9 protein-coding genes are annotated in these 12,812 nt (G+C 69.9%); all 9 read left to right on the top strand.

Going from position 1 to position 12,812, the window contains the following annotated elements; genetic code table 11:
* Positions 1-102: 102 nt before the first annotated feature.
* The 9 genes from argC (at position 103) to AB0F03_RS18205 (ending at position 12,811) form a co-directional block, all read left to right on the top strand.
* Positions 103-1,131: an N-acetyl-gamma-glutamyl-phosphate reductase gene (gene argC / locus AB0F03_RS18245; protein ID WP_361992818.1), complete on the top strand. Its 1,029-nt coding sequence runs from the start codon at positions 103-105 to the stop codon at positions 1,129-1,131.
* A gap of 140 nt (positions 1,132-1,271) precedes the next feature.
* Complete coding sequence (gene cysC / locus AB0F03_RS18240; RefSeq protein WP_361992548.1) at positions 1,272-1,835, top strand: adenylyl-sulfate kinase; 564 nt, start codon at positions 1,272-1,274, stop codon at positions 1,833-1,835.
* Positions 1,832-2,794: a sulfate adenylyltransferase subunit CysD gene (gene cysD / locus AB0F03_RS18235; protein WP_361992545.1), complete on the top strand. Its 963-nt coding sequence runs from the start codon at positions 1,832-1,834 to the stop codon at positions 2,792-2,794. Before cysC ends, cysD begins: the two co-directional genes overlap by 4 nt.
* 2 nt (positions 2,795-2,796) lie before the next feature.
* Positions 2,797-4,113, top strand: a complete 1,317-nt coding sequence (locus AB0F03_RS18230) for a GTP-binding protein (RefSeq protein ID WP_361992542.1) — start codon at positions 2,797-2,799, stop codon at positions 4,111-4,113.
* 177 nt (positions 4,114-4,290) lie between these two features.
* Positions 4,291-4,986 carry an iron-containing redox enzyme family protein gene (locus tag AB0F03_RS18225; protein ID WP_361992541.1) on the top strand — a complete coding sequence of 232 codons (696 nt, stop codon included), beginning with the start codon at positions 4,291-4,293 and terminating at the stop codon, positions 4,984-4,986.
* A 156-nt stretch (positions 4,987-5,142) separates the two neighbouring features.
* Positions 5,143-6,339, top strand: coding sequence for a cytochrome P450 (locus AB0F03_RS18220; protein ID WP_361992538.1), 1,197 nt, complete (start codon positions 5,143-5,145; stop codon positions 6,337-6,339).
* A gap of 98 nt (positions 6,340-6,437) precedes the next feature.
* The gene (locus AB0F03_RS18215; RefSeq protein ID WP_361992535.1) at positions 6,438-11,300 is read left to right on the top strand and encodes an amino acid adenylation domain-containing protein; all 4,863 of its coding nucleotides are present in this window, start codon (positions 6,438-6,440) and stop codon (positions 11,298-11,300) included.
* A 16-nt stretch (positions 11,301-11,316) separates the two neighbouring features.
* On the top strand, positions 11,317-12,528 hold the full coding sequence (locus AB0F03_RS18210; protein ID WP_361992532.1) for an MFS transporter: 1,212 nt from the start codon (positions 11,317-11,319) through the stop codon (positions 12,526-12,528).
* A gap of 76 nt (positions 12,529-12,604) precedes the next feature.
* Positions 12,605-12,811, top strand: coding sequence for an MbtH family NRPS accessory protein (locus AB0F03_RS18205; protein ID WP_361992529.1), 207 nt, complete (start codon positions 12,605-12,607; stop codon positions 12,809-12,811).
* Position 12,812: the final 1 nt, after the last annotated feature.

The following is a 12,812-nucleotide window of genomic DNA, read 5'->3' as shown; positions in this document are numbered from 1 at the left end:
AGGCGTACGGGTTCGTAGTTTTTTCCATATGGCCCGTCGGTTCGGACCGGAAGGAGTCGTGATGATGCGCCGGCGTATTGCAGTGAGGGGGATGCGGTCGTGATGCGGGTGGCGGTGGCCGGTGCGGCCGGTTATATCGGCGGGGAGTTGCTGCGGCTGCTGCTGGGACATCCCGAGGTCGAGGTGGTGGGCGCGGTCTCGTCCCGTTTCCCTGGGAAACGGGTCGACGGTGTGCATCCGAATCTGCGGTCCACCACCGATCTGACGTTCTGTTCGGCCGACGAGGTCGGAGAGTGCGACGCGGTGTTCCTGGCGCTGCCGCACCGGGTGGCGATGACCCAGATCGATCACTGGACGCAGCGGTCCAAGCTCGTCCTCGATCTGACCGGGGACTTCCGGCTCGACGACACCGAGGTCTTCCGGCGTTACTACGGCGAGCAGCACCAGGCCCCGCATCTGCTGGGTGATTTCGTGCCCGGACTTCCCGAACTGCACCGCGACCGTCTGCGCACCGCGGACTTGATCAGCGTGCCCGGTTGCATGGCCATGGCCGGCGTACTCGCCCTGTACCCCCTGGTGGCCCGGGATCTGATCGATCCGGCGCAAGGAGCCCAGTTCGACGCCCGGACCGGTTCCAGCGGCTCGGGGGCCACGGCCGGCCCGGCCAATCTGCACGCCGAACGCAGCGGTTCCATGCGGGTGTTCGCGCCGACCGGGCACCGCCACGAAGCGGAGATCTCGCGGCATCTGGGCCTGTCGGCGGCGATGACCGCCACCGGCGTCGAAGCGGTCCGCGGGGTCCAGACCATCTGCCACGCCACGCTGCGCCCCGGCGTGGACAAGCAGACCGTGCGCAGGGCCTTCCGGGAGCAGTACTCCGAGGAACCTTTCGTCCGGGTCGTCGCGCACCAACGCGGCACCTTCCGCTACCCCGACCCGAAGATCCTCCTGGGCTCCAACTACTGCGACGTCGGCTACGCGGTCGACGAGGACAGCGGTCGCCTGACCACGATCGCCGCCCTGGACAACCTGGTCAAGGGCGGCGCCGGCAACGCCCTCCAGTGCCTCAACATCCGCATGGGACGCCCCGAGAACCTCGGCCTGACCTTCCCCGGTCTGCACCCGCTGTGACAGCCGGCCGACCGGAGGGAGAGACCGTGACCACCCATCCGCCGACCGTCGTCACGCGCACGCACGGGGACCGGCACCACAGTGCGCGCCTGCGGTGCGGGGGCGCCCACCCGGAGCGCGCGCGAAAGGGAGATCCGCACATGAGCGAACCTAAAGGCACACCGGCCGAGTGGCAGGGCGGCACGGTCTGGCTGACCGGCCTGCCGAGCGCGGGAAAGACCACCATCGCGGTGGGTCTCGCCGAGCAGTTGCGCGCCGGTGGACACCGGGTCCAGGTGCTCGACGGTGACGAGGTCCGTGCCGCACTCTCCGCGGAACTGGGATTCTCGAAGGAGGACAGGGACACCAACGTGCGGCGGATCGGCTACGTGGCCGGGCTGCTCGCCGGGCACGGCGTCACCGTGCTGGTGCCGGTCATCGCCCCCTACGCGCTGTCCCGCGCCGCGGTCCGGGACCTGCACGCGGCGCGCGGCGTCCCCTACGTCGAGGTGCATGTGGCGACCCCGGTGGAGATCTGTGCCGACCGGGACGTCAAGAACCTCTACGCCAGGCAGGCGGCAGGTGAAATCAGCGGTCTCACCGGCGCGGACGACCCCTACGAGGTGCCGGTCGATCCCGATCTGCGGGTCCACACGCAGCACCGGACGGTCGAGGAGTCGGTCCACCAGGTGCGCGCGCTGCTCACGAACCGGGGTCTGTCATGACCGCCCCGGCGCGGGTCGTGCCCGCCGGCCGTCCCGGAGGCACCGTCCCGCGCGGGGAACCGGTGTCCCCGCTGACGCACCTCGAGACGCTGGAGGCCGAGGCCGCCCACATCTTCCGCGAGGTGGCGGGGGAGTTCGACCGGTCGACGCTGCTGTTCTCCGGTGGCAAGGACTCGATCGTCATGCTGCACGTGGCGCTCAAGGCGTTCGCCCCGGCGCCGCTGCCGTTCTCCCTGCTGCACGTGGACACCGGCCACAACTTCCCCGAGGTGATCGCCTACCGCGACAGGATCGTCGCGGAGCACGGCCTCCGGCTCGACGTGGCCTCCGTGCAGTCGTACATCGACGACGGAACGCTCCGCGAGCGGCCGGACGGCAGCCGCAATCCGCTCCAGACCCTCCCCCTGCTGGACGCCATCCGCGACGGCCGCTTCGGCGCCGTGTTCGGGGGCGGCCGGCGCGACGAGGAGAAGGCACGGGCCAAGGAACGGGTGTTCAGCCTGCGGGACGAGTTCGGTGCCTGGGAGCCGCGCCGCCAGCGGCCCGAACTGTGGCAGCTCTACAACGGTCACCACCTGCCCGGCGAGCACTTCCGCGTCTTCCCGCTGTCCAACTGGACCGAGCTGGACGTCTGGCAGTACATCGAGCAGGAGGGCATCGAACTGCCGGAGATCTACTTCGCGCACTGGCGCAAGGTGTTCCGGCGCGACGGCATGTGGCTGGCTCCCGGCGACTGGGGCGGCCCCCGGGACGACGAGTCCCTGTGCGAGCGCCGGGTTCGGTACCGCACGGTCGGTGACATGTCCTGCACCGGCGCGATCGACTCGTCCGCCTCGACGGTGGCAGAGGTCATCGCGGAGATCTCCGCCAGCCGGGTGACCGAGCGCGGCGCCAGCAGGGCCGACGACCGGCTGTCCGAGGCCGCCATGGAGGACCGCAAGCGAGAAGGGTACTTCTAGACATGTCAACGGGCGTCGCGGAAGCGGCAGATCAGACCGGCTCCACCGGCCGGCCCGCGGGCGGCCTGCTGCGGCTGGCCACCTGCGGGTCGGTCGACGACGGCAAGTCCACCCTGGTGGGGCGGCTGCTGTACGACACCAAGTCCGTCCTCGCCGACCAGGCGGCGGCCATCGAGGAGGTGTCCCGCAGGCGGGGTCAGGACGGCCCCGACCTCGCTCTGCTCACCGACGGCCTGCGGGCGGAACGGGAACAGGGCATCACCATCGACGTGGCCTACCGCTACTTCGCGACGCCCGCGCGGCGGTTCATCCTCGCCGACACCCCCGGTCATGCGCAGTACACGCGCAACATGGTCACCGGCGCCTCGACCGCCGACCTGGCGGTGATCCTGGTCGACGCGCGCAACGGCGTGGTCGCACAGACGATGCGGCACGGCGCGATCGCGGCACTGCTGCGGGTGCCGCACGTCGTGCTGGCGGTCAACAAGATGGACACCGTCGGCTACCGGCAGTCCGCCTTCACCGCGATCGCGGACGAGTTCGCCCGGCGAGCCGGCGAGTTGGGCGTCGCGGACGTCACCGCCATCCCGATGTCCGCGCTGACCGGCGACAACGTGGTCGAACCGTCGACCAGGATGGACTGGTACGACGGCGACACACTGCTGTCCCATCTGGAGAACGTGCCGGTCGCTGCGGATCCGGCCGGCAAGCCGCTGCGCCTGCCGGTGCAGTACGTGATCCGGCACTCCGCGGAGCCGCGGCAGGTGGTGGAGCGCTGGCCGGCCGGACAACTCGCCTCCGGCGTCATCAGGGTCGGCGACCGTGTCGTCGTGCAGCCGTCCGGGGAGACCAGCACGGTCGTCGGTCTCAGCGTGCTCGGCAAGGAGACCGACAGCGCGCGGGCACCGCAGTCGGTGGCCGTTCGGCTCGCCGACGAGATCGACATCTCCCGGGGCGACATGCTGACCGCAGGCCCCGCTCCGCAGTTGCTGCGGGACATCACCGCTCACGTGTGCCATCTGCACGACCGCCCGCTGCGGGCACGACAGCGTGTGCTGCTCAAGCACACCACCCGGACGGTCCAGGCGGTGGTGGAGCGGATCCACTACGGCATGGACGTCACCGACGCCCGCCGGCTGCCCTGTGACGACGGTCTGTCCGCCAACGACATCGGCGGCGTACGGATCCGCACCGCCGAGCCCCTCGCCGTCGACGACTACGCGGAGAACAGACGAACCGGCTCGTTCCTGCTCGTCGACCCGCAGGACGGGTCGACGCTCGCCGCGGGCATGGCCGACGCGCGGGCGGGAGACCGGTAACCCCCGCCGGGGCCGCGTTCACCATGCGCACGCGGCGTCGCGTAGTCGTCACGACTACACCGGATAAGCCTGATGTCTCTGTCTCCGTTCCACCGGTGCCCCAACACTGGTGCTCGGCGCAGGGGAATGCACCGTCACCGTCGCAGTGAGATACACGAGCAGAAGGAGACGAACGTCATGACAGTCGCAATCGTGGAATCGATATCCGATCGACTCGTCGGCAACGAGGTGCACCGCTCCTTCGCCGACCACGAGTTCTTCAAGCAGGTGCACGGCCGCACACTTTCGCACGAGCACGTGGGTGTCTTCCTCGGCCAGTGGTGGCACCCGCTGCATTACTTCCCGACCTTCCTCGCGCGTTGCATCTCGGCGTTGCCCGACATCGAGTCCAAGAGCGCGATCACACGGATTCTGTCGCAGGAGGTCGGTGTCCGGTCGGCCAAGGCCGCCCACGAGGTGATCTATGCCGACAGCATGGAGAAGGCGGGCTACGACCGCCGGACGGTGACCGGTTCAGCGCCGTTCGCGGAGACCGCCGCGCTGGTGGCCTGGTACGAGAAGTGCTCGACGGACCGGTGTTCCGCTCTCGGCGGCATCTACGCCACCGAGGTCACGGACCTGCTGATGGTCTCCGCGATCGGCGAGGCGGTCAAGCGGGAGTCCGGCGCGGAGCGCAACGCGTGGGTCGACATCCACGTCACACAGGAACCCGACCACGTCGACCAGGCGACCAACGCCCTGTTCTCGGGACTCACCCCGGAGGAGGAGCGGCAGGTCCTCGACTCCGCCGAGGAGATGTGGCGTCACTGGACCGCGTTCTTCGACCGGCTGGCCATCGAGACCGGGATGATCGCGCCCTCCGGACGGTCCTAGGGAAGTGGACGCCGTCGGCGTCGATGCGGTCCGGGCCGGCCGGCCCGGACCCCTGACCGGCCGACGGCGGCTCCAGGCAGGCAGGACGTCCTGAGTGACCGAAGCGGTCTCCGCCGAAGAAAGCGACTGACACTCACCACGCGAAGGAGCTCACACGTGGGTGCCCCGGCCATCACCAGGTTGACCGACCCCCATCTCTATTCCCACGGCGATCCGCATGCCGTCTGGGCGCGGCTCCGCAGAGAATGCCCGGTCTCCTGGCACGACGAACCGGATCACGATCCGTTCTGGGCGGTCACGACCTATGACGAGGGACTCGAGGTACTGAGCGACTGGAAGCGGTTCAGCTCGGCCAGCGGAACGTTTCTGCGGCCCAATCTCTCCGATCCGTACCCGGGTGCGGGCGTGATGATGACGCTTTCCGACCCGCCCCGGCACGATGTGCTCCGCAAGGCGGCAGCCGCGCTCTTCACGCCCAAGGCGGCCGCCGGGTTCCGGGCCAGGGCGACAGAGGTCTCGCGGTCCCTGCTCCGCGGCGTCATCGATGCCGGTCCCCACGACTTCGTCAACGACGTCTCCGCCCCGTACCCGCTTCAGGTTATCGCCGGCCTGCTCGGCGTCGCGGGTGAGGATGTGGAGCGGATGGCCGGCTACGCCGAAGCGGCTGTGGGCAACATCGTGGACCTGGACGGGACGGCCGCGCAGCAGGCGCACCTCGAGGTGCTCGCCTACTACGCCGAGGTGATCGAGGAGCGCAGGGCGCGACCGACGAACGACGTGGTCTCGGCGTTCGTGCTCGCGCAGGCGGACGGGCTGGACATCACCGACGACGAGATCATCCTGACCTGCGACAACCTGGCCGTAGCAGCCGGTGAGACGACGCGCCAGGTGCTGGCCGGCGGTCTGCTCGCGCTGCTCGCCGACCCCGCGGAGCTGGCTGCGCTGCGCTCCGGGGCGGTCCCGCTCCGGTCGGCCATCGAGGAGCTGGTGCGCTGGACGACGCCGGTGAACCACCTCATGCGCACCGCTGTCGCCGACACGCTCCTCGGTGACGTCGAGATCAAGGCGGGTCAGGCGGTGAGCGTGTGGCTGTCGTCGCTCAACCGGGACGAGAACGTGTTCGACCGGCCGATGGAGCTCCAGCTGAACAGGAACCCGAACCGGCACGTGAGCTTCGGCGGCGGTCGCCATTTCTGCATCGGTGCACCGCTGGCCAGGGTGATGATCGGTGTGTTCCTCGAAGAGACCATGCACAGCGTGGCGAGGATCGAGCAGGTCGGTGAGCCGCGACGCGCGCCGTCCTATGTCACGAACAGTCTCGAGTCCCTGCCTCTCGCGTTCCATTCCCGGTGATCCTGCTCAACTGACCTTTTCCAGGCACTGCCCGGCCGGTCGGAACGTGAACAGTCGCTGAAATGCCCAGCACTATGTTGCCGCACAAGGGGGCTTCAATGTCCGTGTACTACGACTCCACGAGGGAGCGATCGGGAACGGACCCGAGAACCGATCTCGTCCGGTCGATATTCGCCGAGCTCCTCGGCCTGCCTGCGGTGGCTCCGGACGACGACTTCTTCGAACTGGGCGGTGAGTCGCTGCTGGCCTCCCGCGTTCTCGGCCGGTTGCGTGCCGCGTTCGGGGTCGACGTCACGGCGCGGGAGTTCTTCGCTTCGCCGACTCCGATCGGTCTGACGGGCAGACTCGACTCGTACCGGACGACACGTCCGCCCGTCGAACCGATACAACGGCCCGCGCACGTCCCGTTGTCGTACGCGCAGCAACGACTGTGGTTCCTCAACCAGGTCGCCGGCGGTGGGGCCGGCTACAACATCCCGGTGGCGCTGTGGCTGTCGGGCGAGCTGGACCGCGACGCACTGCGGCACGCGGTGCGCGACGTGATCGCCCGGCACGAGACCCTCCGGACGGTCTTCCCGGCCGAGTCGGGCACACCGCGACAGGAGGTCCTGGATGTCCCTGACCTGGCAACCGTCATGCCGGAGATCCACGTCGAGCCCGGCGAGGCGCCGGAGGCGGTCCGTCGGCGTGCGGCCGAGGGCTTCGACCTGACCGTCGACGTGCCCCTGCGGGCGTGTCTGTTCGTCCTCGGCCCGCAGGAGCACGTGCTCCTGCTGTCGTTCCACCACGTCGCGGTCGACGGCTGGTCGTTCGAGCCGCTGCGGCACGACTTGTCCACCGCCTACCGTGCCCGGCTGGCCGGCGAAGCTCCGACGTGGCCGGACCTGCCCGTGCACTATGCCGACTACGCCCAGTGGCAGCGGCAACTCGCCGACGACGACACCGACGGGATGCTGGCCAAGCAACTGGGCTACTGGCTGACGGCGCTCGAAGACCTGCCTGCGCAGATCGCCCTGCCGACCGACCGCCCCCGTTCCGCCGCCACCGGCTACCGCGGCGGACGTGTGCCCTTCCACCTCGACGCGGCTCTGCACCAGCAACTCACCGATCTCGGCCGGGAGCACCAGTCGACGTTGTTCATGCTCCTGCATGCGGGCCTCGGTGCTCTGTTGACCAGGCTCGGCGCGGGCACCGACCTGCCGATCGGCGCACCTGCCGCCGGGCGGACGGACGCGGCACTCGACGATCTCGTCGGTTTCTTCGTCAACACGCTGGTGCTGCGCACCGACACCTCCGGGGAGCCGACCTTCCGTGAGTTGATCGAGCGCGTCCGGGCGACCGATCTCGCCGCGTTCGACGCGCAGGACGTGCCGTTCGAGCACGTGGTCGAGGCGCTCAACCCGGTTCGTTCGCTCGGCCTGAACCCACTGTTCCAGGTGATGCTCGCGGTGCAGACGCACGTCGATCCCGCGCTCGACGCGCCCGGCGTCGGCTCCCGGTTCGACCCCGTCGACATCGGAGTGTCCCGGTTCGAACTGTTCTTCTCGGTCCAGGAACGGCGATCCGCCGACGGCACGCCGTGCGGCATCGACGGAACGGTCGAGTACTCCGCCGACCTGTACGACCAGGGCACCGTCGAGGCCATGGTCGAGCAGTTCTGCCAGGTGCTGGGACAGGCCGTCGCCGATCCGGACCGGCCGGTGCTACAGGGCGAACTGCTGTCCGCGGCCGGCAGGCACCGGGTGCTGACGGAATGGAACGACTCCGCCCGGTCCCTTCCGGCCGCCGACCTGGTGACGTTGCTCGACCGCCAGGCCGCGCGCACGCCGTCGGCGGTCGCCGCCGTCACGGACACGATCAGCGTCACGTACGCGGAGCTGCACGCCAGGGCCAACCAGCTGGCCAGGGAGCTGATCAGCCGGGGTGCGGGCCAGGAGCGGGTGGTCGCGGTCCTGCTGGAGCGGTCCGTGGACCTCCTGGTCGCGCTGCTGGCCACGGTCAAGGCCGGTGCGGTCTACCTGCCGGTGGATCCGGACTACCCCGACGAACGACTCGGTTTCATGATCGGTGATGCCGCGCCGGTGGTCGTGGTGACCCACCGCGAGCACGCACACCGGGTGCCCGGCGCGCTGGTCATCGATTCCCCCGACGACATGGCGCGGATCGACCGGCACCCGGCGACGGCACTCACCCAGGACGAATGCCGCACCGGCGACCCCGCCGCCGCGGCCTACCTGATCTACACCTCAGGCTCGACCGGTGCGCCCAAGGGCGTGGTCATGCCGGCCGCCGGTCTGCTCAACATGGTGTGCTGGCAGGCGGACCGCGGCACGGGAAGCTCCGGCGGCGTCGTCGCGCAGCTGGCGAGCGTGGGGTTCGACGTGTCCTTGGAGGAAACCCTGCCCGCCCTGGTCAGCGGCGGCACGATCGCCATCCCCGAACCGGATGTGCGCACCGACCCGGTACGACTGGTGCACTGGATGGACCGGCACCGGGTGACGATGGTCATCGCGCCGACACTGATGATCGACAGCATCTGCTCGGCCGCTGTCGCCGAGGGCCTCGAACTGCCCGCGTTCACCGACGTCGCGCAGGCAGGATCCGCCCTGATGTTGAGCGATGACATGCGTGCGCTGCTGAGCGGTCCCGTGGAACGCAGGCTGATCAACTACTACGGTCCCACCGAGACGCATGCCGGGACCATGCTCGTCCAGTCCGGCCGGGTGGCCGCCGGGGGTCGGTCCCCGGCCGTGCCGATCGGTCGTCCGGTGTGGAACCAGCGGATCTACCTGCTGGACGGGGAGTCGCGGCCGGTCCCGCCGGGAGTGGTCGGTGAGATCTTCATCGCCGGTGCGGGCGTCGCCCGCGGCTATCTGGCCAAGCCGGGACTCACCGCCGAGCGGTTCCTGCCCGATCCGTTCGTGGACACCGGTGAGCGGATGTACCGCACGGGCGACCTGGCCAGGTGGACCGGCGACGGCACCCTGGTCTTCGTCGGCCGGGCCGACCAGCAGGTCAAGGTCCGGGGGTACCGGGTCGAGCCGGGAGAGGTCGAGGCGACTCTGCTCAAGCACCCCGACGTGGCACGTGCGGTCGTGACCGCGGTCGAGCCGGCGCCGGGCGACGTCCGGCTGGTGGCGTACGCGGTGGGGGTGGACGGCACCCGGCTCGTGCCGGCGCGGTTGCGGCGCTACCTCTCCGACACCCTTCCCGCGTTCATGGTCCCGGCTTCGTTCGTCGTACTGGACCGGATGCCGGTCAACGTCAACGGCAAAGTGGACGTCGCGGCGCTGCCGGCCCCGCAGTGGACGGCCGTCGGCCGCGCCCCGCGCACCCCGCAGGAAGAGCTGCTGTGCCGGCTGGTCGCCGACGTACTGAAGATCGCCGAGGTCGGGGTGGACGACGACTTCTTCCAGCTCGGTGGCCACTCGTTGCAGGTCGCCAGGGTGGCGAGCCGGGTGCGTGCGGTGCTGGGCGTGGACCTGCCGGTGCGAGTGATCTTCGAACGACAGACCGTCGCAGGCATCGCCAACGCCATCGACGACCTGGCGGCGAGCAGGCCGGCCGTCAGCGTCATGCCCCGCCCGGAGCGGGTGCCGCTGTCCTTCGCGCAGCGCCGGCTGTGGTTCGTGGAGCAGTTGGAGAGGTCGGCGGGTCATGGTTCCGCCTACCACCTCCCGTCGGCCTTCTCGCTGACCGGTGAGCTGGACGAGGCCGCACTGCGCGCGGCGTTCGGCGACGTGATGACCCGGCACGAAAGTCTGCGGACCGCGTTCCCGGTGTCCGGCGACGAGCCGTGGCAGCGCGTCCTCGACCCCGGGAGCCCTGTTCTGACCACGGTGGACTCCTCGGAGGCCGAGATCGCCGACGCGATGGCATCCGAAGTGGACCGCCGGTTCGATCTCGCAGACGCGCCGCCGATGCGGGCAGTGCTCTTCCGGCTCGGCCCGAACCGGCATGTGCTGCTGGTCTGCCTGCACCACATCGCCACCGACCACTGGTCGATGCGACCGCTGCTGCGGGACCTGTCCACCGCATACGCGGCCCGGCGTGCGGGCGACGCACCGCAGTGGACGCCGTTGCCGGTTCAGTACGCGGACTACACGCTGTGGCAGCGGCAGATCCTCGGCGCCGACGGCGGGGCCGCCACGAACGAGGTGGAGTACTGGACCGAGCAGCTGGCCGGCCTGCCCGAGCGACTGGACCTGCCGCTGGACCGGCCACGCCCGGCCGTGCGCGGTCATCGGGGCGGGACCGTGCATTTCGAACTGGACGCCGAGCTGCACGCCGGTCTCGCCCGGTTCGCCGGTGCCGGACGCGCCAGCCTGTTCATGGCACTCCAGACGGCTCTGGCCGGCCTGCTCACCCGGGTCGGCGCGGGTGCCGACATCCCGATCGGCGCGCCGATCGCCGGTCGGAATGACGACGCGCTCGACGATCTGGTGGGCTTCTTCGTCAACACCCTGGTACTGCGCACCGACACCAGTGGCAATCCGACGTTCACCGAACTGCTGGCGCGGGTGCGCGAGACCAACCTGGCCGCGTACGCCCACCAGGACGTGCCGTTCGAGCGGCTGGTCGAGGCGCTCAAGCCGACACGCTCGTTGAGCCACAACCCGCTCTTCCAGGTGACGCTCACGCTGCAAGGCGCTGGCGAGGCCGCGCTCGACCTCCCCGGCGTCGCGGTGACCAGGCGGCAGGTCGATGTGCAGACAGCCAAGTTCGACCTGTCGTTCTCGTTCACCGAGCGGCGCGGCCCCGACGGCAGTCCGGAAGGCATGGCCGGGCTGGTCGAGTTCGCCGACGACATCTTCGACCAGGAGACGGTCGTCGCGCTGACCCAGCGTCTGGTCCAGGTGATGCGGGCCGCGGTGGCCGATCCGGCGGCCCGGCTCGACACGGCCGACGTGATGCTGCCCAGCGAGCGCGAAGCGCTGCTCAGCGGCGCGATGCCGATCTGAGAAGAGGAGCCAGCACGTGCAGACCACTGTTGCCGGTCCACCGGTGAACACACCGACCAAGCTGCTGCGGCACAATCCGGTCTGGTACCGGTGGCTGGTCGCGGCGTCTCTGGCCAGGCTGCCGCAGACCTCGCTTCCGGTCGCGTTGGTGCTCACCGCACACCAGGCGTCCGGGTCGTTCGTGAGCAGTGGACTGCTCAGCGGCGCGAGCGCGATGACCTACGCGCTGTGCGCTCCGTGGCGGGGCCGGCAGATGGACCGGGCCCTGTTGCCCAAGGCCCTCGGGTGGTCGCTGCTCGCGGCGACCGCCGGGCTCGTCGCCACGTCGATCGCGGCGGCCGCGGGTGCTCCCCTGTGGCTGCTGCTGGTGTTCGTCGTCCTGGCCGCGTCCGCCGGCGCCGGGGTGGGCGGGGCCTACCGGTCGCTCCTGCCCCACTTCCTCCCCTCCACCCAGCTTGCCCAGGCATACGCGGTCGACGCGGTGGCGGTGCAGGTGGCGTGGATCGGTGGGCCGGCGCTGGCGGCCGTGGTGGCTGCCGCGGTCGGACCGCAGGCATGTGTCGGCGTCGTGGCCGCTGTGACGGCCGGGGGTGCCGTGCTCAGCTGGACGCTGCCGAGGAGAGAACCGGGAGGTCCGACGCAGCAGCACTCCTCGGTGCGCGCGTTGCTCGGCCGGCTGTGGGCGCCGCTCGTGCTCAACGCGGGTATCGGGATCAACCTCGGCGCGCTCGACGTGGCGTTGCCGGCCCTGATGGTCGATCACGGCAAGCCCGCGACGAACGGCGGTCTGGTGCTCGCCGGCCTCTTCGCCACGAGTGCGATCAGCAGCTCGGTCTACGCCGCGTTGCCGTCGACGCACCCGTTGCGGAAGGTGACGACCCGCACGGTGGCGTGCGCACTGATCGCCGCGTACGGCATTGTCATGGCAAGCGCTGTCGCGGCACCCCGGTTGTGGCTTGCCGTGGTCTGTCTCCTGGTCGCCGGACTGGCCTTCGCCCCGGGCGACAGCGCGGTCATCCTGCTGGTCTCCGAACAGGCGCCGAAGGCCCGGCTGGCGGAGGCGTTCGGATACTTCTCCGCCATCGGCTACGTGGGTATCGCCCTTGCCAGCCCGGTGGCCGGTTGGTTCGTGACGCGATACGGCGCCGGGGCGGGTCTGCTCCTGGCGGCACTGGCACCACTGGTCGCGGTCGTAGTGGTGACAACGACGCGCGTCGGACGGAATTAGAGAGAGCCGAAAAGTGCGAGCGGGCGGTGTCCCGCGGCAGTTCACAGCGTTTTCCGACGACATACGGAGGTCGATCATGGCGGACATCGATGACAGCGTCGATTACATCGTCGTGCTCAACGGCGAGGAGCAGTACTCAATTCTCCTGGCCGGGCGCGAAGTTCCGAAAGGGTGGGCCGCCGAAGGATTCCGCGGACCCCGGCAGCAATGCCTGGACCACATCGACCGTGTGTGGACCGACATGAGGCCGCTGAGTGTCCGCAGGCGAATGGACGGGAAGTAAA

The organism is Streptomyces sp. NPDC028722, from assembly GCF_040637655.1.
In the GTDB taxonomy this organism is placed as follows: Bacteria; Actinomycetota; Actinomycetes; order Streptomycetales; family Streptomycetaceae; genus Streptomyces.
The sequence above is the reverse complement of the archived record's forward strand: the minus strand, read 5'-3'. Positions and strand labels throughout refer to the sequence as shown.

Bases quoted from the DNA above. Each gene is read 5' to 3' on its own strand.
- argC (WP_361992818.1), top strand. From the start codon at position 103: ATGCGGGTGGCGGTGGCCGGTGCGGCCGGTTATATCGGCGGGGAGTTG.
- cysC (WP_361992548.1), top strand. From the start codon at position 1,272: ATGAGCGAACCTAAAGGCACACCGGCCGAGTGGCAGGGCGGCACGGTC.
- cysD (WP_361992545.1), top strand. From the start codon at position 1,832: ATGACCGCCCCGGCGCGGGTCGTGCCCGCCGGCCGTCCCGGAGGCACC.
- AB0F03_RS18230 (WP_361992542.1), top strand. From the start codon at position 2,797: ATGTCAACGGGCGTCGCGGAAGCGGCAGATCAGACCGGCTCCACCGGC.
- AB0F03_RS18225 (WP_361992541.1), top strand. From the start codon at position 4,291: ATGACAGTCGCAATCGTGGAATCGATATCCGATCGACTCGTCGGCAAC.
- AB0F03_RS18215 (WP_361992535.1), top strand. From the start codon at position 6,438: ATGTCCGTGTACTACGACTCCACGAGGGAGCGATCGGGAACGGACCCG.
- AB0F03_RS18205 (WP_361992529.1), top strand. From the start codon at position 12,605: ATGGCGGACATCGATGACAGCGTCGATTACATCGTCGTGCTCAACGGC.